Source organism: Bradyrhizobium genomosp. III (genome assembly GCF_000261705.1).
Classification (GTDB): Bacteria; Pseudomonadota; Alphaproteobacteria; order Rhizobiales; family Xanthobacteraceae; genus Bradyrhizobium; species Bradyrhizobium ottawaense.
The window spans coordinates 1-22,451 of the sequence record NZ_AJQF01000076.1 but is presented as its reverse complement, the minus strand read 5'-3'; the positions used below and the strand labels follow the sequence as shown (position 1 = coordinate 22,451).

Annotated in this window: 18 protein-coding genes and 2 pseudogenes; 10 read left to right on the top strand and 10 right to left on the bottom strand. The window is 61.0% G+C overall.

Annotation, left to right across the window (positions count from 1 at the left end; genetic code table 11):
- On the bottom strand, window positions 1-750 hold a 750-nt coding region (locus tag IC66_RS0107650; RefSeq protein ID WP_038947232.1), incomplete at its 3' end, for a matrixin family metalloprotease.
- Between the two features lie 513 nt (window positions 751-1,263).
- Between IC66_RS0107650 and IC66_RS0107645 the strand changes: the two genes are divergently transcribed.
- The 4 genes from IC66_RS0107645 to IC66_RS0107630 all read left to right on the top strand — a co-directional run bounded on the left by IC66_RS0107645 (window position 1,264) and on the right by IC66_RS0107630 (window position 6,281).
- Window positions 1,264-2,736, top strand: coding sequence for a hypothetical protein (locus IC66_RS0107645; RefSeq protein WP_049806479.1), 1,473 nt, complete (start codon window positions 1,264-1,266; stop codon window positions 2,734-2,736).
- 530 nt (window positions 2,737-3,266) lie between these two features.
- On the top strand, window positions 3,267-3,479 hold the full coding sequence (locus IC66_RS0107640; RefSeq protein WP_312017543.1) for a hypothetical protein: 213 nt from the start codon (window positions 3,267-3,269) through the stop codon (window positions 3,477-3,479).
- Between the two features lie 174 nt (window positions 3,480-3,653).
- Complete coding sequence (locus tag IC66_RS0107635) at window positions 3,654-4,847, top strand: CaiB/BaiF CoA transferase family protein (RefSeq protein WP_038947229.1); 1,194 nt, start codon at window positions 3,654-3,656, stop codon at window positions 4,845-4,847.
- Between the two features lie 771 nt (window positions 4,848-5,618).
- On the top strand, window positions 5,619-6,281 hold the full coding sequence (locus IC66_RS0107630; RefSeq protein ID WP_152102645.1) for a hypothetical protein: 663 nt from the start codon (window positions 5,619-5,621) through the stop codon (window positions 6,279-6,281).
- A gap of 902 nt (window positions 6,282-7,183) precedes the next feature.
- Here the strand turns inward: IC66_RS0107630 and IC66_RS0107625 are convergent.
- Both IC66_RS0107625 and IC66_RS0107620 read right to left on the bottom strand, forming a co-directional pair.
- Entirely contained in the window at window positions 7,184-8,056 is an 873-nt protein-coding gene (locus IC66_RS0107625) for an outer membrane protein (protein ID WP_038947227.1), read from the bottom strand.
- A gap of 152 nt (window positions 8,057-8,208) precedes the next feature.
- A pseudogene (locus IC66_RS0107620) lies at window positions 8,209-8,552 on the bottom strand (tripartite tricarboxylate transporter permease); the annotation flags it as partial.
- Between the two features lie 569 nt (window positions 8,553-9,121).
- Between IC66_RS0107620 and IC66_RS0107615 the strand changes: the two are divergent.
- Both IC66_RS0107615 and IC66_RS46125 read left to right on the top strand, forming a co-directional pair.
- Complete coding sequence (locus IC66_RS0107615; RefSeq protein ID WP_038947224.1) at window positions 9,122-9,607, top strand: hypothetical protein; 486 nt, start codon at window positions 9,122-9,124, stop codon at window positions 9,605-9,607.
- 184 nt (window positions 9,608-9,791) lie between these two features.
- The gene (locus tag IC66_RS46125) at window positions 9,792-10,304 is read left to right on the top strand and encodes a hypothetical protein (protein WP_157158032.1); all 513 of its coding nucleotides are present in this window, start codon (window positions 9,792-9,794) and stop codon (window positions 10,302-10,304) included.
- Between the two features lie 2 nt (window positions 10,305-10,306).
- On the opposite strand, the gene IC66_RS0107610 is transcribed toward IC66_RS46125, so the two are convergent.
- The 3 genes from IC66_RS0107610 to IC66_RS0107600 all read right to left on the bottom strand — a co-directional run bounded on the left by IC66_RS0107610 (window position 10,307) and on the right by IC66_RS0107600 (window position 13,470).
- Window positions 10,307-11,809 (bottom strand): tripartite tricarboxylate transporter permease, encoded by a 1,503-nt coding sequence (locus IC66_RS0107610; protein WP_038947223.1) that lies wholly within the window; start codon window positions 11,807-11,809, stop codon window positions 10,307-10,309.
- Between the two features lie 11 nt (window positions 11,810-11,820).
- A complete protein-coding gene (locus IC66_RS0107605; RefSeq protein WP_038947221.1) occupies window positions 11,821-12,363 on the bottom strand; it encodes a tripartite tricarboxylate transporter TctB family protein in 543 nt (180 codons plus the stop codon).
- Between the two features lie 132 nt (window positions 12,364-12,495).
- The gene (locus IC66_RS0107600) at window positions 12,496-13,470 is read right to left on the bottom strand and encodes a Bug family tripartite tricarboxylate transporter substrate binding protein (RefSeq protein WP_038947220.1); all 975 of its coding nucleotides are present in this window, start codon (window positions 13,468-13,470) and stop codon (window positions 12,496-12,498) included.
- A gap of 301 nt (window positions 13,471-13,771) precedes the next feature.
- Between IC66_RS0107600 and IC66_RS0107595 the strand changes: the two genes are divergently transcribed.
- Window positions 13,772-14,125 carry a hypothetical protein gene (locus IC66_RS0107595; protein WP_028144100.1) on the top strand — a complete coding sequence of 118 codons (354 nt, stop codon included), beginning with the start codon at window positions 13,772-13,774 and terminating at the stop codon, window positions 14,123-14,125.
- A 254-nt stretch (window positions 14,126-14,379) separates the two neighbouring features.
- Entirely contained in the window at window positions 14,380-14,874 is a 495-nt protein-coding gene (locus tag IC66_RS0107590) for a hypothetical protein (protein WP_157158031.1), read from the top strand.
- A gap of 39 nt (window positions 14,875-14,913) precedes the next feature.
- Here IC66_RS0107590 and IC66_RS0107585 read toward each other — a convergent pair.
- Both IC66_RS0107585 and IC66_RS0107575 read right to left on the bottom strand, forming a co-directional pair.
- Window positions 14,914-15,451: pseudogene (locus tag IC66_RS0107585) on the bottom strand (IS5 family transposase); the annotation flags it as partial.
- A gap of 197 nt (window positions 15,452-15,648) precedes the next feature.
- Complete coding sequence (locus tag IC66_RS0107575) at window positions 15,649-15,873, bottom strand: hypothetical protein (RefSeq protein WP_038947217.1); 225 nt, start codon at window positions 15,871-15,873, stop codon at window positions 15,649-15,651.
- A 511-nt stretch (window positions 15,874-16,384) separates the two neighbouring features.
- Here IC66_RS0107575 and IC66_RS0107570 point away from each other — a divergent pair.
- On the top strand, window positions 16,385-17,113 hold the full coding sequence (locus tag IC66_RS0107570; RefSeq protein WP_028142546.1) for an outer membrane protein: 729 nt from the start codon (window positions 16,385-16,387) through the stop codon (window positions 17,111-17,113).
- Window positions 17,114-17,520: 407 nt separating this feature from the next.
- Here the strand turns inward: IC66_RS0107570 and IC66_RS0107565 are convergent, their stop codons facing one another.
- Entirely contained in the window at window positions 17,521-18,318 is a 798-nt protein-coding gene (locus IC66_RS0107565; protein WP_028142550.1) for an enoyl-CoA hydratase/isomerase family protein, read from the bottom strand.
- 47 nt (window positions 18,319-18,365) lie between these two features.
- Window positions 18,366-19,565, bottom strand: coding sequence for a pyridoxal-phosphate-dependent aminotransferase family protein (locus IC66_RS0107560; protein WP_038947215.1), 1,200 nt, complete (start codon window positions 19,563-19,565; stop codon window positions 18,366-18,368).
- A 206-nt stretch (window positions 19,566-19,771) separates the two neighbouring features.
- Here IC66_RS0107560 and IC66_RS0107555 point away from each other — a divergent pair.
- A partial coding sequence (locus IC66_RS0107555; protein ID WP_049806480.1) for an FAD-binding and (Fe-S)-binding domain-containing protein occupies window positions 19,772-22,451 on the top strand: 2,680 nt, incomplete at its 3' end.

Sequence of the window (22,451 nt, the reverse complement as noted above, 5' to 3'; positions counted from 1 at the left end):
CGAGCCACCGATGCCGCCGCCGTCGGCAGGTTGCCCGACGCCGTTGATGAACTCCTGTCCCGTGGTCGGGCTCCAAGTGTAGACCGTGTTGCCGCTCTGGGTCGTGTAGTCCGCGCCGTACATCGTTTGCAGCGCGAGGATATCGTTGGCCATGTAGGTCTGCGGATAACCGTAGGCCTCGTTGGTATAGCCAGTCGACGTCGAAGCGCCGACATAGCTCCGATAGCTCATGACGGTGTATTCACTATCGTCATGTGCGCTCGGCACCGCGACGTTGGCGACGCCGCCGGTCTCCTGGCTGTGCTTGAGTCCGAGGGCGTGACCGAGTTCGTGCAACGCGGTCGTGAAATAGTAGTTGCCGAGCTGCGCCAGCGAATAATTGTACTTGGTACCGAACCAGACGTCGCCGCCGGCCGCATAGTTGCCGGGGTAGTAGGCGTAGGAGGTCGGATTGGCCGAGGGCGACTGCGCGATCATGATGTCGGCGCTGCCGGTCCCGTTATACTGGATCGTCGCGTTGGTGTAGCTGAGGATCAGCCCGATCGCGTAGTTGATCGCCGACTGCATCGCGCTCGGCGCCGAAGCGAAGCCCGAGGTGGTCGGCTCGCTGCTGCCGCCGTAATAGGGATTGGGGTAGTCGCTGGATGCGTCAGGAAAACTATAGGTGATTGTGCCGGTCCATTTGTAGCCGGACAGCAGGCCGTCGATCTCGGCGTTGTTGGTGGCACTGACTAAGACTGTGGTGGCCAAGTGTCTCTCCAAATCAACGCGTGGCGGGATTCTGATGCTGGCGCATGATTCTAGCTAGAGAGGTGTAGGTTTGGTTTAAATTTGGCGACGTGCCCGCCCGTCCCGTAAAATGGCTGAGATCCCGTATTCATACGACGTGACGAGAAATGCGAATATTCCGCTCAAAAAACCAGAATCACAAATAAAATCAATCAGATACATCGTCGACCGTTCCCCGGCGAGGAACCAGTCTTGGTCCGGAAGGGGATAAGCGCCGGGGGGGCTGCGGATCGCGATCGGTAGCATTAAAGTTGATTCCGCCGGCTCCCATCCGCACCTGGAAACGGGCGTGGAACCGAACCGCGCTGCACCGTTCAGCGCAACCGATCAGATAGCTCCACCGCAGGCCTCGGTGACAGCGACGCGGCCGAGAGTTGTCAATACCGTTTGTGCCGATCTGGACTATGCGCGGAAAAGCAGTCATGCACGGCGCGGGGTGATGCTGGCCCTCACTAGCGTAAGGTTTTGGGGCGCATGTCGTCCAATTTTGCTGGCAAGGCCGAACTCTCGACAGATCGATCGTTTGCCCGGTCGGCGTGGCTGCTTGCGTGTGCAGGCCCATTCATTTTTCTGACAGCCCTCATCTTGGTGGCGCTTTATGGTGCGCCCGAGCACGACGACTTCTGCTTTGCCTACGAGAATGTCCGCTACGGCTTCGTACCGACCGTCCTCCATTTCTACACCGGTCTGTCGGGGCGCATTGTCCCGCTTCTGATCATTCAGATTCCAGCCGCAGTAGCGCAAGCCGCGAGCAGCAGTATTTTGCCGGCTTACGTCGCGACGCTGATCGCCTTCGCTCTCCTGTTCATCGCCGGATCCGCCTTTGCCATGGTGCGGATGTGGCCGAACGTCGGCGGCCCGGCATTGATTGTGCTGATGCTCGGGTTTCCCGCGGCAATTGCCGGAGCAACGCCAAGCGCGCATGACCTTCTCTACTGGTTGCCGGGACTAGCCTGCTACGTGCCTCCGGGATTAGTTACAATTCTGATATTGGGAGAGTGCGTTTACGCAATTGATCGCGAGCAGAAGTTCTCGATTCAAGCAACGACATGGGCAGTCGTCGCCGCCTTTCTTTCGGCGACCTGCAACGAATTCACCGCCGTCTGGCTCGTGGCGATTTTAGCGGCCTCCCTGCTCGCCCGGTTTGCTTTTGGGCAGAAAATGCAGGGCGGTCATCACTGCATTATTGCAGCGGCTGTCGTGATCGGGTGGCTAATCGTCGCTGCGGCCCCCGGTAACGGCCAGCGGATGGCTGCCGTCGACAGTGGTTGGGACCTGAGCTTCTCAATCAGAGACGGCCTCGAATTTTCTCTGATCGACCTGGGAACTCTCCTGGTTTCTCCATCGCTGATCGGCTGGCTCGTACTTGTGGTCGCCGTTTCGACTGCCATACCTGCGCCGAAAAAGCGGGATGGCCGTCGAGAAAAATGGCTGGCTTGGGGTATTGTCGCCGTCTGCCTCGGCTGCTGGTATTTCGAGTATTTTCTGCACCAGCTGATCACTGGCGCGCGCCTCGTCGATCGCGCGCAGAACCAGGCCCTAATATTGATCGTCTTCGGTTTCACACTTTCCTCGGCTTTTCTCGCCAGGATCTATTGGCCACAGCTTCGCGAGAAGCTCGCTCTCGGCGGCGCCTCTATCTCGTTCGACAAGCCGGTCTGGCCCCTGCTGCTAAACGCGATGATTGCCATCTCGCTCTATTTCAGCACGACCGGTTCGCGCTTACGCCTTGAAAGGGCAACCTTCGACGCCTTTTGGGAAGAGGCCGTTGCGCGAGATGGACTGCTCGCGTCGAGTCCCGATCAAGTGGTCAAAGTGCCGAGGCATCGCTGGAAGCCAGCAACCCTGATCAGTGCGGATATTACCAGCAATATCGGGTGCGTGGCGCGCTACTATCACAACAAGGAATTGATCGCTGTCGACCCACCGAGCGACGGTGCGCGGTAGCTCGACTTGGGAAAGAGTTCGGGTACCAGCTGCGCCAGCCCTTGCCACGCCGGGCGCCGTAGGCATCACAGCGGGTCCGCCTTCGGCGTCGAGCCCCGCACGAACGGAGCAAGCGATGGGCTTGCGATCGCCGGGATTGTTAATCGGGCATGTGCAGCCGGAGCTATGGCTGCAACCTGACCAGCAGGCGCCGTCGCATGTGTGGCCGCTGCAGCGTCAGCACCTCACTGCGACTACCCTGCTTGAACGGCACCTCGTGCAGCCCAGTCGGGGCATTGCCCCTTCCTGAACAACGTCGTAAACGATTCAGAAATCATTAATGACATGCACCGCGAGTCTTGAAATTAAAGGCGCCTTTGAGCAGTGTGCACTCTCATACAGTCGCTCTGTCAAAGCTCCATCGGCAAGGATGCGCGGCCTGTGGCCAGGTACCGCACCAATTCGAGTCGGCGAAAGACATGAAGATATTGCTGTCAGCCTGGGCTCTCGGTGCGTTGTTCGCCCTCGCCTGCTCTGGAGGAGTGCCTGTTATGGATTCGAAAGCCAAACCGGCCAAAAGTGCCAGCGAGGCGCGTTCGCCAACCGTTCCTAGCGCTCGGGATCCTTCCGCCGCGGTGGCAGAGGAATACGACGCCGCCCGCCGCAAGGACACGGTGGAAGGCTACGAGCTTTTTATCGCGCGCCATGGTGACGACCCGCTCGCCGCGAAGGCGCGTGACGATCTTAGGCGTCTGTCGCACTAAGCAGCATCGCTCGTCCGACGATTAGCGCACGCGACCTCATCTGCTGCCAGGTTCTCGATGACTCACGGCGCCGATTGTTCGGCCACGGCGCATGGCTGGCTGTTCCAGTCTCCGCTTGCCGGATGACCTTTCGGCTCTATGGTAGGCCTGCAATCTGTCCCGGAGCCTCTCAAGATGCCCTTTCCGCATGCCTCGGAAGCCCTGTCGCGCTTTACCGTGCTCGATCTGACCCGCGTCCGCTCCGGGCCCACCTGCGTGCGGCAGCTGGCGGACTGGGGTGCCAATGTCGTCAAGATCGACGCGCTGACCGAGGATGCCGGCGGCGAGCAGCCGGGCGGGCCTCGCCGGGGTTCCGACTTCCAGAATTTGCACCGCAACAAGCGGGCCATGACGCTGAACCTGAAGGATGAGCGCGGGCTCGCATTGTTCAAGCGCCTCGCCGCCAAGGCCGACGTCGTGGTCGAGAATTTCCGGCCCGACGTGAAGAAGAAGCTCGGCATCGACTATGAGAGCCTTGCCGCAATCAACCCGCGTATCGTCTATGGCAGCATCTCCGGCTTCGGTCAGGACGGCCCCTATCACAAGCGGCCTGGCTTCGATCAGATCGCGCAAGGCATGGGCGGGCTGATGTCGATTACCGGCGCGCCGGGCGAAGGCCCGATGCGGGTCGGTATCCCCGTCGCGGACCTGACGGCCGGCCTATTCTGCGCCATGGGCATCCTCACCGCGCTGCTCGAGCGCGAGGTCTCGGGCAAGGGCCAGTGGGTGCAGACCTCGCTGCTCCAGGCTCAGATCTTCATGCTCGACTTCCAGGCCGCGCGCTGGCTTATGGAGAAGGAGGTCGCCAAGCAGGCCGGCAACAACCATCCGACCAGCATTCCGACCGGCGTGTTCAGGACCTCCGACGGCTACATCAACATCGCTACGACAGGCGGGCGGATCTGGGAGCGTTGCGCCCAGGCCATCGGCGCACCGGAGCTCTATGTGCATCCCGACTATGCGACGGCGCCGGCCCGCTCAAAGAACCGCGACGCGCTCAACGCCGAGATCGAGAAGCGCACCGTGATGAAGTCGACCAAGACCTGGGTCAGCGAGCTCAACGAGGCAGGCGTGCCCTGCGGGCCGATCTATGCGATCGACCAGATGTTCGAGGACGCGCAGGTCAAGCATCTCGGCATCGCGCAGGACGTGCCGAACGACGAGGACCGCCACATCCGCCTGGTCGGCCAGCCCGTGACGATGTCGCGCACGCCGAGCAGGATGGTGGCGCCGCCGCCAGAATTCGGCGAGCAGACGGAAGAGGTTCTGATGGAGTTCGGCTTGGCCGCTGACGAGATCGCGAGGCTGAGAAAAGCTCGCGTCATCTAAGGTTGCTCTTCTGAACGCGAATTCGCATGCGCATTTCGAAGGGTAAACGGGAGCCAATCGGCACTGTTCCAAGTGATGGGGTCTCACCCTGAAGCAATCAACTAGGAGACAATTGCACTGATGGCGGAAATCTGGGTGATTGCCTTGTAGGATCTAGTCGGGTTTCCGTGCGGGCGGTCGACTCGGCGGCGGCTCGTTTAGATCTCGCGCCCAAGGGGCACCAGTCGCAACTCTTGAGTTCGAGGATGTATCGTTAGAGCTCACACAGGATGAAGTGATTAAACTGCCCGCGACAACAGCGGCAATCCCCACAACCCTCGTTCTGTACGCCAGCAGCAAACAGCTCAATCGAATCGACGCTTCATGCATCACAGCGCACCTTGCGAGGTCGATAACGCTAAACTAGCAGAAGGTTCCGAGGGCGTCGAGATTGGCCTTTCCGAGAGCTGTTGGAAAGCGTGTCAATTGATCAGCTTGCGTCAAGTGACTAGACTAATTGATCGCGGTGCCTGCGCGTCACGCCCAGGATCTTGGCTCCCGCCCCACCGGAATTCGGCCAGCAGGCCGATTAGGTGGTGGTCGATTTCGGATTCGGCACGGGCGTGGTTCAACACCCCAGTTCGGCCCCCTACTTTAGTTCGTACATCAAAGATACGCGTCACAGCGCCGCATAAGTTGATGTGCTTTTGGTGTGCATCTGGCGGATGTACATTTCTTACAGTTTCTGATTGTATCTGGAAAGATTAGCAAAGACACTGGAACTACTTGCCGATGAATTTGATGCGCAGGCTGCGTCTGAGGCTTTTCCCGCCCCAAGGAGTTATCGAGGGCTACGAAAACGAAGAGCTTGTCGAGACAATCTTTCGCAAGACGGTCGCCTTCCAGGCAGAAGAGAACTGGCCGCTCGTTGCGAACGTAGGATCGGTGCTCGATTTCGGCGGCGGGGCTGGAATCCACTACAAGGTTGCGCGACAAATGTCCCCGGATATTCGCTGGGCAGTTGTTGAGACGCCGGCAATGGTACGTCGTGCAAGTAAGCTGGCAACGAACCGCTTGATGTTTTTCAGCGATATCGAACACGCCGCCGACTGGCTCGGAAGCATCGATCTAATGCATTCGAATGGCGCGATCCAGTATGTCGACGATGCGATTGGTACTGTGGAGGCTTTGTGCGCTGCGCGACCCACCAAAATGGTTTGGTATCGTGTACCCATTAGCAATGGATCGGCCAGGGAGGAGACTCAGACATCGTTCCTCAGTCACAATGGGCCAGGCGAGATGGCCACGGGAAACCATAAATTGGTGAAGTACACTAAACGCTGGATCCCCGAGAACGCGTTCGTCGCTGCGCATCAAGGTTACGCTCTGATCGAGCGCGGCTCGGACCCGCGCGAGCGAGGCACTCAGCACTTCTGCTTCGCCGGAAGCGCGTGAAGGGTGTCTCGGCAAGCGCTGTCGCTCTCCTCATCATAGGGCTTGGCGTGCACGAACTTTTAAGGGAAGTTGGCCGGAGTCTACGAGGCAGCTCCCGCGGCCAAAGTTTCACCCCTCTCAGGTTCTGAAAACTCAAGCGGTTTACAAAACTAAGGCCAGTAATGGTCGATGGTTCGCAAAATGACCGAGATGAACAAGGAATAAGGGGCTCCTGAGACTTGAACGCATCTTCCTTGAGTACGCAGGACGCGCGCCGGTGGAGTCCGAAAGTGTCGGATTACTGAAAGTGGCCGAGGACTGAGTCGCGGCGGCGACCGAGTTCCAAAACCACCGCGGCGGATGGTTCAAAACGATTTCACGACGGCCCTGAGACTGCCCTTCGGCGGACACACCGAATGACATTGATGACCTCACGGGCAAGAAGCGCACCTGCAGAGAACAGGCACCGTCCTTCCATAACCCCAACGGACCGCGGCAGGAGCTCGGCGGCGCGCCGACCGTGATGGGATGAATCAATTTTGGTGCGCAGAGCCAACAGTCTAGCAGCCGGCGTGGAAAGACTTCAAATTTAGCCCGAAACCGCCACCATGGAGAAGAGCAATGGGCTGCCCTTTGTGGAAGTGCGGAACCGCAAAAGGCCTGCGCCACGAGCAGCATGGCGATCGCTGCTATGACCAGCTCAAAAATGACCTTGCCTGCTCACCTGCGCGGCAGATTCAGTGCGGCGACCATCGGGAAGAATTACTCGGACCGCGTCCTGCGTTCGAAGATCAAGTCGATCGGAGGATTCGGCCGCGTGCGCGCGCGATGCTCTAGCAGCAGCTCAAGCCGGAAAACGACAAAGCCCGGCGCGAGCCGGGCTTTGCTTGTTATGAGACGCCTTTGTTGATCTCTGCGCGTGCTCAGTACCTGGCGACCACCGGGCCACCGAACTGATAATTGATGCCGGCGCGGAGGATGTGATCGGTGAAGTGCGAGGAGGCGTTGGCGCTGACCGTGGAGAGCGGTGCGAGCGTGAACGGACCGGACGAGAAGCGTCCAAGATCCATGTAGAGATATTCGAGCTTGGCGCTCCAGTTCTGGGTGATCTTGCCTTCGACACCCACACCAACGGTCCAGCCTGCGCGCGTGGTCGAGTTCGAACCGATCGAGGCGATCGCCACGCCTGCGGGAGTGAAGCCGGTCATGGTGCCGGTCGTCTTGATCTCGCCGAAGGCCAGACCGCCAGTGCCGTAGAACAGCACCTTGGGGGTCGCCAGAATGCCGACGCGGCCACGAACGGTGCCGAACCACTGCAGATGCTGGTCGATCGTCAGAATCGTGTTGGTTGCAGCGCCGGCGGGAAGGAACGTCAGGCCGGGAAGACAGGGTCCGGCGATCGGAAACACGGCACTGCCGGCGCAGACGAAGCCGGTGCGACCCTTCTCGCCCGACCATTGCAGATCGCCCTCGATGCCGTAGACCCAGTTGGCGTTCTGCCAGTTGTAACCGGCCTGGCCGCCGGCAACGCCACCGTTCATGTCGAACGACCCACTGGTGATGGAGCCGGCCGGAGGCACGATCGCCAAGCCGGTTGCCGAGTTGAAATAGGAGACGTCGGTGCGCGAGCGGCCCCAGCTGTAGCCGCCATTGGCGCCGACATACCACCCGGTCCAGCTCCACACCGGATCGACGATGGGCGCCTTCACATAGGGTCTTGCTGCGATATCAGCAGCCAATGCGCCCGTCGCGAACAGCGACATCGCCGCTGCCAGTCCAATCACGATCCGCTTCATGGAGAACCCCCTCCGCACGATTTCGTGATCGAAACATACGCCACCGCCTGCCCAAAGGCTGTGCCGCGGCAGCAACATCCGGAAACAATCGCGGCGTGTAGTGACCCGGACTACAACGACACCGCTTGCCTTATACTCTTGGATTTAAAAGGCTATTTGGGTTGCAATGTCGCCCTGGTCCGCTGCGTCCATCCGACGCGGGAAAGCATGCCGTCGATCACCGGCCAGAACAGCAGGACGATTGCCAGCGTCGTGATCGACCCGACCAGGCCGTTCGACCAAAACACCCTGAGGTCGCCGCCGGAGCCGATCATCGACAGACGAAAGGCATGCTCGGCGCGATTGCCGAGCACGAGCGCGAGGGTGAACGGCGCGAGCGAAATGCCGATCTTCTTGAAGAATGGCCGGACCACGCCGAAGCCGAGCATCAGCCAGAGGCGATATCGCATTTCGGGATTGCGTAGACGCCGATCGCGCAGGATACCACGATCATCTGCGGCGCCCAGCACGCCGGCGTGAGCAGTCGGCCTAACCGCGGCGCAGTTCCGACTTTCTAGAATATAAACGGCAACATGCGGGCGATCACGCTGAACCCGACATGTCATGCCTCTAAGAGCAGCGAGGGCTTGAACCGTCAAGTCGAAAGGGTACTGTCCGTGCCCTTGCCGACGTCGGCCTGGGGTGGCGAGGCGCGTGAACGCCGCGAGGTTGAAGAAGATGATACAAATTGGTTTCTCGCCGTGTTTACCGGCTTGATGGTTGTCGCCTGCTTATTCGCTGCTGTCCTCGTCGATAGTATCTGCTGCAACAAGAGAGCGAAGATCCCGCTCCGCTGCTTCCTGTCGCCGCAGTTTCGGGACTCTAACAGCCGCTCGTGCAACCGAGGCCGGTTTTGATCCGAAGGCCAATTCCGACAATCACGTCTAACATTCTCTTTTCCAACGGTTAGCGCAAGATGATCTCCCTAGGTCAAATCGCAGCAACCTCGGAGGACCACGATATGACTAGGGTAGTTAATGCCATTGTTCCCATCCAAAACCATTCCTGCAGTAAATAGAGAATCAGATGATCCTGAGTACGCATGCGATCGTCGGTGGCGCGATCGCCAGCCTGTTTCCATTGCACCCGGCAGCCGCGGCGATCGCAGGGTTCGCAAGTCATTTTGCAATTGATGCAATTCCGCATTGGGACTATCCACTTCACTCGATAAGTCTAGGCAAAGGTGCCAACAATCGCCGCCTGTCCTTCAGCCGCGCGACGCTGAGGGATTTGTCAATCATCGGGATTGATGCTTGCGCCGGGCTCGGCCTTGCGCTCTGGATGTTTGCAGCGGAAGGATCAATTTGGACAATTGCGATCGGCGCCTCCACCGCAATGTTGCCAGACGCGTTGCAATTCGCTCACACCCTTTACCCGCGTGGCTTGCTTCACGTCCTCCAACGCTTCCATTGGTGGATACACTCTAAGCGCGCGTTGACAGGACTATTTGGCGTGGGTTCGCAACTCGCATTCGCCGGAACGATTGCCGTACTCGCAAGAAACATCCATTGACTCCGGCAGCACTGGCGGCCGGTATTTTAATTCGTCATTCAATGAAGAATGCGCAGTTCTCTCCGTTGACGCTTCACCTACACTTCGGCTTTGAGCCAAAACCGGGCGTCAACTAGACGGTGCCCAAAGTCATGGCAGCTTGTTGCCGGGTAGCCCGTCAGAAAATGCCACAGAGCCAACCACCATGAGAGAGAGAGAGAGAGAGAGAGAGAGAGAGAGAGAGAGAGAGAGAGAGAGAGAGAGAGAGAGAGAGAGAGAGAGAGAGAGAGAGAGAGAGAGAGAGAGAGAGAGAGAGAGAGAGAGAGAGAGAGAGAGAGAGAGAGAGAGAGAGAGAGAGAGAGAGAGAGAGAGAGAGAGAGAGAGAGAGAGAGAGAGAGAGAGAGAGAGAGAGAGAGAGAGAGAGAGAGAGAGAGAGAGAGAGAGAGAGAGAGAGAGAGAGAGAGAGAGAGAGAGAGAGAGAGAGAGAGAGAGAGAGAGAGAGAGAGAGAGAGAGAGAGAGAGAGAGAGAGAGAGAGAGAGAGAGAGAGAGAGAGAGAGAGAGAGAGAGAGAGAGAGAGAGAGAGAGAGAGAGAGAGAGAGAGAGAGAGAGAGAGAGAGAGAGAGAGAGAGAGAGAGAGAGAGAGACGCCATCAGCTCACAACCTCCCGCGCATGCGGGCTTCCATGCCGGGCCAAATATTTGCCTTACCCTTGCATAGCTCTAGCTCCGTTGCTTCCGTCCCAAACGCGTAAGGAGTCCGTCGATCACTGGCCAGAACAGCAGGACGATCGCCAACGTCGTGATCGAGCCGACCAGGCCGTTCGACCAGAACACCTTGAGGTCGCCGCCGGAGCCGATCATCGACAGACGAAAGGCATCCTCGGCGCGATTGCCGAGCACGAGCGCGAGGGTGAACGGCGCCAGCGGAATGCCGATCTTCTTGAAGACGTAGCCGACGATGCCGAAGCCGAGCATCAGCCAGATGTCGAACATCGCGTTCTGGATCGCGTAGGCGCCGATCGCGCAGGACACCACGATCATCGGCGCCACCGCGGCAAACGGCACACGCAGGATCGAGGCGAAGATCGGCACCGTCGTCAGCACTAGCACGAGGCCGACGACATTGCCGAGATACATCGAGGCGATCAGGCCCCAGACGAAGTCCTTGTGCTCGACGAACAGCAGCGGCCCCGGATTGAGCCCCCACACCATCAGGCCGCCGAGCAGGATCGCCGCGGTGCCCGAGCCGGGAATGCCGAGCGCCAGCATCGGCAGCAGCGCCGAGGTGCCTGACGCATGCGCCGCCGTCTCCGGCGCGAACACGCCCTCGATGCGGCCCTTGCCGAAACTTTCGGGATCCTTGGCGAAACGCTTGGCAAGGTTGTAGCCCATGAAGGAGGCCGCGATCGCGCCGCCCGGGGTGATGCCGAGCCAGCAGCCGATGAAGGAGGAGCGCAGCAGCGTCGCCCAGTATTTCGGCAGGTCCTTCCAGACGCCGAGCACGACACGGAGCGAAATGCTCGCCGCATGTCCCCGCAGCGCCAGCCGCTCCTCCATCGTCAGCAGGATCTCGCTGATGCCGAACAGGCCAATCACGGCCACCAGGAAGTTGATGCCGCGGAGCAGCTCCGGCGAGCCGAAGGTCATGCGCAGATTGCCCGACACGGTATCCATGCCGATGCCGGCGAGCAGCAGCCCCAGCGACATCGAGATGACCGTCTTGTGCTTGGCCTCGCGCCCCAATCCGACGAAGGAGCAGAAGGTCAAAAGATAGACAGCGAAAAACTCGGGCGGGCCGAACTTCAGCGCAAAGGACGAGATCATCGGCGCAAGGAACGTGATCAGCAGCACCGCGACCAGCGAGCCGATGAAGGAGGAGGTGAACGCGGCGGTCAGCGCCTCCGCCGCCCTGCCCTGCTGCGCCATCGGATAGCCGTCGAAGGTGGTCGCGACCGACCAGGCTTCGCCGGGGATGTTGAACAGGATCGAGGTGATCGCGCCGCCGAACAGCGCGCCCCAATAGATGCAGGACAGCATCACGATCGCCGAGGTCGGATCCATCGTGAAGGTGAGCGGCAGCAGGATCGCGACGCCGTTGGGGCCGCCGAGGCCAGGCAGCACGCCGACGAAGATGCCGAGCACCAGCCCGACCATCATCAGCACGAGCGTCTTCCACGTCAGTAGGACGGCAAAGCCGTGAAGCAGGAGACCGAAAGCTTCCATCGCGGGACCGCCTAGCGGCCGAAGGCCGCTTCGAGCGGCCCTTTCGGCATGATGACGTCGAAGGCGACATCGAATGTGACGAACATGATCGCCGTGAACACAACAGCGGTGAGCAGCGACTTCCACAGCGCGATCTTGCCGACGAAGCGCATGAAGCCCGAGATCAGGAGGAAGCTCGCGACATAGAGGCCGAGGAACTGCATCACGAGGCAGAACAGCAGCGTCGGCACGAACACCGCCAGCACGCGGCGGGCCTGTGCGCGCGTGACGAAGGTTCCGGACGCCGCACGCCGCGCCAGCAGCGCCACGATCAGGCCGTAGAGGCTGCCGCCGCCGAGGATGACCGAGAGATAGAACGGAAAATAACCGGGTTCGGGCCCGGTCGAATCCCAGGACGCGCCGGTGCGCCAATTGTCGTAGCCGAGCGTGACGGCCAGCGCGAGCAGCAGGAGGCAGACGAATATCTCGACCGTGCCGGACGAGACGACGGAAGGCGAGTCGTCTTCAGGCGCGGTCGGATCGTCGACGACGATTTCGAGGTCGGTTTGGGACATGAGGCGTCAAATCAAGTTGCGCTGTCATCATCCGCGAACGCGGATGATCCAGTACGCCGTGCAGAAGCCGCATCCGAGTTCTGTGCAATACTGGATGCCCCGCCTTCGCGGGGCATGACGCGGAGGATGTGCTTACTTCGCGACGAATCCGGCTTCGGTCATCAGCGCCTTGTTGATGGCATCATCCTCCTCGAGGAACTGCACCATGTCCTTGCCGGTGAGGAAGATCGGCTTCAGCGCCTGCTTCTCCATGTAGTCCTTGTACTCCGCGGTCTGCGTCACCTTGTGGAACAGCTCGACATAGAACGCCTGCTGCTCGGTCGTCACCTTGCCGGGCAGGAACATCGCGCGCAGCATCAGATACTGCACGTCGACGCCCTCCTCCTTGCAGGTGGGAATGTCGGCCCAGGACTGGGTGTCCGTCACCTTGCTGGTGTAGGCGATGCGCTCCTTGTCGAACACGCAGAGCGGGCGGACCTGGCCGGCGCGCCAGACTTCAAGATTTTCCGATGGATTGTTGACGTTGGCTTCGGTGTGGTTGCCGACCAGCTGGGTGGCGGCCTCACCGCCGGACTTGTAAGGCAGATAGGAGAATTTTGCGCCGGTCTTCTGCTCGAGGAAGACGGTCAGCACGTGATCCTCGCGCTTGGAACCGGTGCCGCCCATCTTGAACGGCGCGCTCGCCGCCTTCGCGGCCGCGACGAATTCCTTCACCGTCTTGGGGCCCGCGCTGTTGTCCCAGAGCACGAACTGGTCGAGCGCGACCACCGAAACCGGGGTCAGCTCACGCCAGTTGAACGGAATCTTGGCCGACAGCGGCAGCATGTAGATCAGCGAATAGGCGATCAGCACCTTGTTCGGATCGCCCTCGCTGGACTTCATGTACATCAGCGCTTCCGCACCCGAGGCGCCGCCCTTGAGCGAGACGACGATCGGCTGCTTCATCAGATTGTTCTTCTGGATCGCCGCCTGCATCATCCGCGCCATCTGGTCGGAGGCGCCGCCCGCGCCCGCCGCCACCACGATCTCGACGGGCTTTGCCGGCTCCCAGCCTGCAACAGCCGGCGTGCCGCAAAGCGCGACTGTCAGCGCAATCGCGGCCTTCATTCCATGTCCCACGGGCGTCTTCCCTATGTTATTGTTCGGATTGGAAAATTCAGAGATGAATTCGGTAACCATTGTGCTGGCGAATTCGAGCAAGTTCAAGCCGTCCGACGTCATCCCCGTTATGACTTTGGAATGAGATCCGAGATGAGACAAGCCTCGCGCAACTGAGCTACAAGCGATCCGCCGGCTCGAAAGCTCGGAGAAAGTAGTGGCCTCGATCAGCGCCAACAGTTATTTAAGGGATGGTCACTTCGATTAAGCGCAATTTCCGAAAATGCAAAGAAGCTAAGAGTGATGAGTGATGCCGCGCCTGCTCTACATCAACGAAAAATTTGGTCACGACGCGACGATCATATTGGACAGCGGACACGCCTGCTGGATCTCTGTAGGCAAGAAGGGTGTCTTAGTGCGTTCGCACAAGCACAATCTCTGGGGCGGACTGCTTGGAAGCGTCTTTGGTCCGAAGCTCTACCAAGAGCGGAATATCTACCAGGCACTAAATGTTGCGCAGGCTCTCACGGCCATGTTTCGGCCGGTTCCACAAATTAGGTGCAAGGACATGATGCTGAGAGCATTTTGTACAGCAGCCTGGCAGTGCTCGTCACCAGAACGTGTCAAGGCCGTACTAAATGATCCGGAGTTGCTCGCCGCGTAATTGCTACGCTTCACCGAGCCCATTTGGTACAACGCCGCGCTTGCAATTTTCTGATTTAACCATATTCGTGAAGTATGAATACGCGTAAAAAAGTAAGTTTAGACCTCGACCACGAGCGGCGGAGAACGCGGTGGAAAGTCCAGTGGGGAGTTCCCGCCCGAGCCGCCGGCGGCGCGGCAAGAGCAGCCGCCCTATCACGTGACGAGCGTAGGGAAATAGCTCGGAAGGCCGCTAAAGCCCGCTGGGCGAGACACTTGCCGCAAGCGACGCATGAAGGCGTCCTTCAATTCGGAACCATCGAGATTGAGGTTGCGGTCCTTGACAACGGGCAGCGCGTGATCACTCAGAATGGCCTCATGATGGGCCTAGGCCGCATTCGCCCACCCACAGGACGTCAGTATTACAGGAGCGGCGCCCACCTCCCTGCTTTTTTGACAGTGCAGAGTCTCAAGCCCTTTATCGGCGAAGACCTTGTTACGATAGCTAACCAGACCGAGTTCCGTACCAAGCAGGGCGTCAAGGCGTTCGGGTACGCGCCGGACTTCCTCCCAAAGGTCTGTGAGGTCTTTGCGCGCGCACAACATGCTGGAGTCCTAAAAGCCACTCAGCACAGCATCGCCAGCCGCGCCCAAATTATCGCTAAGCAACTCGCACGCTCGTGTATGATGCGTCTCATAGATGAAGCGACGAGTTACCAAGAAATTCGCAAGACACATACGCAGCGGAATAATTATCGGAGCGAGGAATGAATCTAAAGCTCCCCACATGTTCAGTTCTGCGCTATCAATCTAGGGCGCGGACTCATAACGCGCGGCCAGCCATAGGCGGATAGATGCGAGATGGACGAAGGCAAGGTAGTTTCCTGCAAGCCTGTCGCAGCGCATCGCCACCCGACGGCACTGCTTGATCCTGTTGAAGAACCGTTCGACGAGGTTGCGAGCGCGATAGAGGTACGGGCTAAAGCAGATCGGATCGCTGCGATTGCTCGGCGGGATGTTGGCCCACGCGCCCTTCTTCATGGCAAGCTCCCTAATCCAGTCGGCGTCATAGCCGCGGTCGGCAAGCAGCATTGATCCGGATTTGAGCCGAGACAGCAGTTTTCCGGCAAGTCGAACGTCGTGCGCCCGCCGGGGCTCAACGCAAGTTGTATCGGTAGACCCTTGCTATCGACTGGATCTTGCTTGGAACACCGCTGGGTGACCTTCCCATCGATTGGCGCTGGTTCCTTGTGATACAGGCCCCATGTTGATGGACGCGAACAATGGACGTATCGATCATCTGCACGGCAGCATCATGGGCATCAGCCAGTACGCTCATGAGCTTGGATAATTAGGAATTGTTCGGATTGGATGCGATAGTGGCCCGAACAGCATTACCGATTTCCAGGTTCAGCTACAAATATTGGTTCGTCTAAATCCCTCAGCGGACACTGCGGGCTGGCCGGTCGATGGCAGCTTATGACGGCGAGGCCGACTTGAAGCGCGTTCATTGACTCGTCGTCACTGTAACGAGCCCAAGCAAAGTCAGGAGAGTGGTGAGGGGATCACCGCAAGCACGCCTTCAATGAAGGCTCGGCATTCTGCGTGAGTCTTAAAGGTCCCCTTGTACTTCCCAAATAAGAAGACGGTTCGACCCTGCCCCTTTCCGAAAAAGTATTGGCCGACTGGTCGTCCGAGTTCGTCTTTGAGCTCAAGGCTGCCAACGGTTTGCACGGTCTTAAGGTCTATCTCGGGAAGGTCGATCTTCACGTCAGTCTCCGGCTCTCCAACGTGGTTAGCTTCTTAGTGAGGATGAGGGAGGTGACATCGGCGGTAACTAAGTCGCCACATTCGGGGAAACGGTCGAACAGGGAAAGCCGGTTGACTCTACAAATCCTGCGAACCCCCGCGTCCGCATGCCGCAGTTTCCGCCTCTGCCTTGGCCGTACCACGCTCATCCCCGACGCAGCAGCGCTCTCTCCGACTCGCTTGTGAAGAATAGAGCACCTGCCTGACTTCATCCCCAGCTGCTCAAACTATTGAATTTCCTTTCAAAAGTCAGACCTAGAGGGGCCGCGAATTGAGCCTGGTTCGCTTCGGGAAGTATGGTCGATGATGCGAGCCGAAGCGGGCCGTTTGCGTTTTGCGCGACCCAAAAGTCGCCGGCAGGAACCGCTAAATGATCGCGGCTGTGGCGTACAGGTGACACGCTCAGTGCGACTCCTAAGCTATATTCTATCATCAATTGCTCGCATTCCGTGTCTGAAAATTGGGGAAGATAATGAAAAAGCTCGCGATCGCAGCCGCCGCTCTCGTCCTCGGCACCGCCGGCGCGTCAGCGGCCGATCTGGCTGCTCGGCCTTACACGAAGGCGCCTGCGCCTGTCGCCGCTGTTTACAACTGGACCGGCTTCTACATCGGTGCGCAGGCTGGCTACGGTTGGGGTGACAATAGCACCCGCGAGTTGGTCACCGCGACGGGCGCACCGACTGGCTTCGTCCAAGGCTTCAACGCCGACGGCTTTGTCGGTGGTGGTCACGTCGGCTACAATTGGCAGGCTGGCCAGTTTGTCTTCGGTCTCGAGGGCGACATTGAAGGCGCCGACGTCAAGGGTGGCTATCGCCTGGCAAACACTAACGGCACCGACTTCCGGATCGACGCGCAGGCCTCAATCCGCGGTCGCCTCGGTGTAGCTTTCAACAATTCGCTGCTCTACGTGACGGGCGGTGTGGCCTGGGCAGACATGGACCACACCTACGTCCTCGCGAACACTCTGTTCGAGACCGTGTCGAGGACCCGCACTGGTTGGACTGTCGGCGCAGGCTGGGAATACGGCTTCACACCGAACTGGTCGGCCCGTCTCGAGTATCGCTACACCGACTTCGGTACGTTCCGAAACAACTCGACCGTCGCGTTCCCCGGCTTCTCCTACGAACATGATCCGGTGTTACACACCGTGCGTGCTGGTGTCAGCTATCGCTTTGGCGGCCCGGTTATCGCGAAGTACTGATCTTCCGACCTTATCAAAATCAGCAGCTCAAAGCCCCGGCGTTGCCCGGGGCTTTTTGTTGTCCGATAGAGAGCAGCTCTTGCGAGCCCACGATGTCAGCTTTTGGCCCGTAGTCGAAGGTCGCTTGAACGCGCCTCGTGAATGCCTCCGAACTGCCGTCGGGAACACCAAAGGTCATGTGTCCAACCCGCAGCTCACCGGGAAGCTTTTGCGTCTGTCCCAGATTTGCTAAGGACGGCGCGGCAGACGGATACTTTGTTGGAACGGCAAGATAGCCAACCGCCCCTCCCCAACCAACCTGCCAAGACCGGCACTATCGAGGTCGCGCTTGGCGGCGGCTGTCGGAGGCGCGTTGGGTGGGACTGGACACGGAGACCGCGCTGCAGCGGGTTCTTGAAGGACGCGGGCTACCTGCCCTTCCAGTTCGGCGTACGCTTGTTGAGGAAGGCATCCATGCCTTCGCGGAAATCTTCGCTCATATAGGCTTTCAGGATCAGGTCCTCGCCCTCTTCGCGCGACAGCGTGCGGCGGATGCGGCGTACCGCTTCCTTGGTCGCTTCCAGCGTGAGCGGCGCATGGCTGGCGACCAGCTTTGCAGTCTCGTCGGCGCGGCGCTGCAGCGTCTCGACGTCAGGCACGACCTCGTTGAGCAGGCCAAGCGCGAGGGCCTCCGGCGCCTCGACGAGGCGCGCCCTAAAGATCAGATCCTTGGTGCGGGCAGGTCCGACCAGCGCCACGACGCGGCTGATGTTGGACATCGACAGGCAGTTGCCGAGCGTGCGCGCGATCGGAAAGCCCATCCGCGTCGTCTCGGTGCCGATGCGCAGGTCGCAGCAGGCCGCGATGCCGGCGCCGCCGCCGGTGCAGGCGCCGGCGATCGCCGCGATCACGGGCACGCGGCACTGCTCGAGCGTGCCGAGCACGCGGTCGATGCGGGCCTCGTAGTCGAGTGCGTCCTGCGCGGTCTTGAACGCACGGAACTGGGAAATGTCGGTGCCGGAGGCGAAGGCCTTGTCGCCGGCGCCAGTCAGGATCAGCGCCTTGATCGAGCGGTCAGCGTTGATCTCCTGGCAGATCTCCGCCATGCGATCATACATGGCGAAGGTCATTGCGTTGCGCGCCTGCGGGCGGTTGAAGGTGATCCGCGCGATGCCGTCCGTGACGGAGTAGAGCAGGTCTTCGTTCGTCGTCGTCGGTGCGTTCATCGCGCGCTCTCTTCTTTTGGTTAGGTCGGTTCAGGCCAGTTGAGCCTTTAAGCCACCTGGGCCTTGGACATCGGCACCGCGTCGCGTCCCTTCAGGACGTCCATGGCCGCCAACACGCCGCCGCTCCGGTGCGGGATCTTTGCCAGATCCAGGCCCATCTCGACGCCGGCGAGCGTGCCCATCAGCATCAGATCGTTGAAATGGCCGATATGGCCGATGCGGAACACCTTGCCCTTGACCTTGTTCAGGCCGGTGCCGAGCGACATGTCGAAGTTCTCCAGCACCACCTTGCGGAAGGCGTCGGCGTCGTGGCCATCAGGCACGCGCACGCCGGTCAGCGCCGGCGAGTGTGCAGCCGGGTCGGCGCACTGCGTCTCCAGGCCCCAGACCTTGATCGCGGCGCGCGTCGCCGCGCTGTGGCGCTTGTGGCGGCTCCAGACGTTCTCCAGCCCCTCCTCTTCCAGCATCTTGACCGCTTCGCGCAGGCCGTAGAGCAGGTTGGTGGCGGGCGTGTAGGGGAAGGTACCGAGCTTGTTGAAGTTGATGACTTCCTGCCAGTCCCAATAGGAGCGCATACCGGGGTTGGCCTTCGCAACGGCGAGCGCCTTCTCCGAGACGGCGTTGAAGCCGAGGCCGGGCGGCAGCATCAGGCCCTTCTGCGAGCCCGCGACCGAAACGTCGATACCCCAGGCGTCGTGCTCATATTCCATCGAGCCGAGGCCGGAGATGGTGTCGACCATCAGCAGCGCCGGATGCTTGACGCGGTCGAGCAGCTTGCGCACCTCCAGCGGCGGCGTCACGCAGCCGGTCGAGGTCTCGTTGTGCACGACGCAGACGGCCTTGATCGCGTGCTGCTTGTCGGCGACAAGGCGCTTCTCGATCTCGGCGAGGTCGGCGCCGTGGCGCCAGTCGCTCGGGATGAAGTCGACGTCGAACTTGAACTTGTCGGCGATGCCGCGCCACAGCACGGCGAACTGGCCGGTCTCGCACATCAGGAGCTTGTCGCCGGGCGCGAACACGTTGACCATCGCCGCTTCCCAGGCGCCGGTGCCGGACGAGGGGAAGATGATCACGGGCTGCTTGGTGCGGAACACCCGCTGCATCGAGGCGAGAACCGCAAAACCGAGCTCGGCGAACTCCGGACCGCGATGGTCCAGGGTCGGCATGTCCATCGCCCGCAGCACCCGGTCGGGCACGTTGGTCGGTCCTGGAATCTGTAAGTAATGCCTTCCAGTGTGCACGGTCATCGGCGTCCTTCCCGGTCTTTGAAGCTTGTCTCGGCTTTGGCGTCGGTCGGCCCGAATTCAGGGCTCCCGCGAGCCGCTCGCATATCACTATTCGCCGGGCTTGTCCCTCGCCCGGCGAGGTCCGTCAATGCACAAGAAGCAGGGCTCGCTTGCCAAGGGCCGTGACGGGAGGCAAGACGGTGCCGGCGAACAGGCGAAAGCGGATCATGGCGGCGGAAGTGGCTGGAAAATCACCGGAATCGGCCCAAACGGACGGCCTGGCGGCACGCCTGGCCCGGGAAATCACCGGCGATGTCCTGTTCGACCGCTTCAGCCGTGGCCGCTACGCCACCGACGCCTCGTTCTACCAGATCGTGCCGGCCGGCGTGGTCGTGCCCAAGACCATGGACGAGGCCCTGCTGGCCCTGGCGATCACCCGCGATGAGGGGCGCAAGGTGACCCCGCGCGGCGGCGGCACCTCGCAATGCGGCCAGACCGTCAATGACGGGATCGTGGTCGATCTGTCGAAACACCTGAACCGCATCCTCTCGCTCGACGTCGAAGGCCGCACCTGCGTGGTCGAGCCCGGCATCGTCCTCGACGATCTCAACCGGCAGCTCAGAAAGCATGGCCTGTGGTTCCCGGTGGACGTCTCCACGGCCTCGCGCGCCACCATAGGCGGCATGGCCGGCAACAATTCCTGCGGCGGACGCTCACTCCGCTACGGCACGATGCGCGACAACACGCTATCGATGGAGGCCGCGCTTGCCGACGGCACGCTCGGCCGTTACGGCGAGGTCTCGCGCGATCTCTCCGATCTCGACGCGGGCAACAGCGCCCGCGCCCTGTTCCGCGACATGCTCGATCTCGGCACGCGCGAGGCCGACGAGATCGCCGCGCGCTTTCCAAAAGTGCAGCGCCGCGTCGGCGGCTACAATCTCGATGCGCTGGTGCCGCGCAATGCGCGCAACAACATCGCGCACCTCCTGGTCGGCTCCGAGGGCACACTGGCCTTCACCACCAAGGTCGAGCTGAAGCTGTGGCCCGTGATCCGCAACAAGGCACTGGGCGTTTGTCATTTCGGCAGCTTCTACGAGGCGATGGATGCGGCCCAGCATCTCGTCAAGCTGAAGCCGATCGCGGTCGAGCTGGTCGACCGCACCATGCTCGCGCTCGGCCGCGACATCGCGATGTTCCGCCCCATCATCTCTGCCGCGATCAAGGGCGATCCGGACGCCGTGCTGGTCGTCGAATTCGCCGAAGAAGACCAGGCGGACAACCTCGTGCGCCTGAAGCAGCTCGGTGAGCTCATGGGCGATCTCGGCTTCGGCTGGACCAACGACAAACGCAAATGGGGCGGCGTGGTCGAGATCACCGAACCCGCGCTGCAGAGCGGCATCGCCGATTTCCGCGCTGCCGGCCTCAACGTCATGATGTCGATGAAGCAGGAGGGCAAGCCGGTCTCCTTCGTCGAGGACTGCGCCGTGCCGCTGCCGCACCTCGCCGACTACACCGCACGGCTGAACGAGGTGTTTGCCAAGCACGGCACCAGCGGCACGATGTATGCGCACGCCTCCGAGGGCTGCCTGCACGTGCGCCCGGTGTTGAATTTGAAGCTGGAGAAGGACGTCAAGGCGATGCGCGCCATCGCCGAGGAGGCCTTCGCGCTGGTGCGCGAGTACAAGGGCTCGCATTCCGGCGAGCATGGCGACGGCCTGGTGCGCTCCGAATTCCACGAGACGATGTTCGGCGAGCGTCTCGTCGCCGACTTCCGCGAGGTCAAGCAGCGCTTCGATCCCGATGGCGTGCTCAATCCCGGCAAGATCGTCGATGCGCCCAAAATGGACGACCGCTCGCTGTTCCGCTTCAAGCCCGACTATCGGGTCGGCGAGCTGAAGACGAAGCTCGACTGGTCGGCTTATCCCGGCGCCGGCGGCGGCTTCCAGGGCGCGGTCGAGATGTGCAACAACAACGGCGCGTGCCGCAAGCTCGAGGGCGGCGTGATGTGCCCGTCCTACCGCGCCACGCGCAACGAGAAGGACGTCACCCGCGGCCGCGCCAACAGCTTGCGGCTCGCGATCTCCGGCCAGCTCGGCCCGGATGCGTTGTCCTCCGACGAGATGATGGAAACGCTGAAACTTTGCGTCTCCTGCAAGGCCTGCCGCCACGAATGCCCGACCGGCGTCGACATGGCCAAGATGAAGATCGAGGTGCTGGCCGCGCGCGCCGCCTCCCACGGCCTGACGTTGCGCGACCGCCTGGTGGGTTATCTGCCGCGCTATGCCGGCCTCGCCGCGCGCTTCGCGCCGCTGGCCAATTTGCGCAACCGCAGCTCGCTGCTCCGAAAGCTGTTCGAGCGCTTCGCCGGCATCAGCGCACGCCGCGCCCTGCCCGCCTTCCGCAACGACGTGTTTGCGCCGGCGACCGACGTGGTTGGGCCGGTTGATGGCCGCGAGGTCGTGCTGTTCGCCGACACCTTCAATCGCATCTATGAGCGCGAGAACCTCGATGCCGCGCTGCGCGTGCTCGCGGCCGGCGGTTATCGCGTTCACCTGCCGAAGCCCACCAGCGGCAGCCGTCCGCTCTGCTGCGGCCGCACCTTCCTGTCCGCAGGCCTCGTCGATGAAGCCAGGGTCGAGCTCGATCGGCTGGTCGCTGCCTTTGCGCCCTTTGCCGCGCGCGGCGTGCCGATCGTCGGCCTCGAGCCGAGCTGCCTGTTGACGCTGCGCGACGAGCTCGCCTCGCTGCGCAAGGACAACGACGCCAAGGCGGTCGGCGCGCACGCGCTGACCTTCGAGGAATTTCTGGTGCGCGAGGCCGAGGCCGGCCGGCTGCAACTGCCGCTCGGCACCATCGCTCACAAGGCCGTCGTGCACGGCCATTGCCATCAAAAATCCTTCGGCGCCT

What these genes read in the sequence shown, in the direction of transcription:
- IC66_RS0107615 (WP_038947224.1), top strand. Translation starts at nt 9,122, where the DNA reads ATGATCCTGAGTACGCATGCGATCGTCGGTGGCGCGATCGCCAGCCTG.
- IC66_RS0107645 (WP_049806479.1), top strand. Translation starts at nt 1,264, where the DNA reads ATGTCGTCCAATTTTGCTGGCAAGGCCGAACTCTCGACAGATCGATCG.
- IC66_RS0107595 (WP_028144100.1), top strand. Translation starts at nt 13,772, where the DNA reads ATGCCGCGCCTGCTCTACATCAACGAAAAATTTGGTCACGACGCGACG.
- IC66_RS0107600 (WP_038947220.1), bottom strand. Translation starts at nt 13,470, where the DNA reads ATGAAGGCCGCGATTGCGCTGACAGTCGCGCTTTGCGGCACGCCGGCT.
- IC66_RS0107625 (WP_038947227.1), bottom strand. Translation starts at nt 8,056, where the DNA reads ATGAAGCGGATCGTGATTGGACTGGCAGCGGCGATGTCGCTGTTCGCG.
- IC66_RS0107610 (WP_038947223.1), bottom strand. Translation starts at nt 11,809, where the DNA reads ATGGAAGCTTTCGGTCTCCTGCTTCACGGCTTTGCCGTCCTACTGACG.
- IC66_RS0107560 (WP_038947215.1), bottom strand. Translation starts at nt 19,565, where the DNA reads ATGACCGTGCACACTGGAAGGCATTACTTACAGATTCCAGGACCGACC.
- IC66_RS46125 (WP_157158032.1), top strand. Translation starts at nt 9,792, where the DNA reads ATGAGAGAGAGAGAGAGAGAGAGAGAGAGAGAGAGAGAGAGAGAGAGA.
- IC66_RS0107630 (WP_152102645.1), top strand. Translation starts at nt 5,619, where the DNA reads ATGAATTTGATGCGCAGGCTGCGTCTGAGGCTTTTCCCGCCCCAAGGA.
- IC66_RS0107640 (WP_312017543.1), top strand. Translation starts at nt 3,267, where the DNA reads ATGGATTCGAAAGCCAAACCGGCCAAAAGTGCCAGCGAGGCGCGTTCG.
- IC66_RS0107635 (WP_038947229.1), top strand. Translation starts at nt 3,654, where the DNA reads ATGCCCTTTCCGCATGCCTCGGAAGCCCTGTCGCGCTTTACCGTGCTC.
- IC66_RS0107605 (WP_038947221.1), bottom strand. Translation starts at nt 12,363, where the DNA reads ATGTCCCAAACCGACCTCGAAATCGTCGTCGACGATCCGACCGCGCCT.
- IC66_RS0107565 (WP_028142550.1), bottom strand. Translation starts at nt 18,318, where the DNA reads ATGAACGCACCGACGACGACGAACGAAGACCTGCTCTACTCCGTCACG.
- IC66_RS0107570 (WP_028142546.1), top strand. Translation starts at nt 16,385, where the DNA reads ATGAAAAAGCTCGCGATCGCAGCCGCCGCTCTCGTCCTCGGCACCGCC.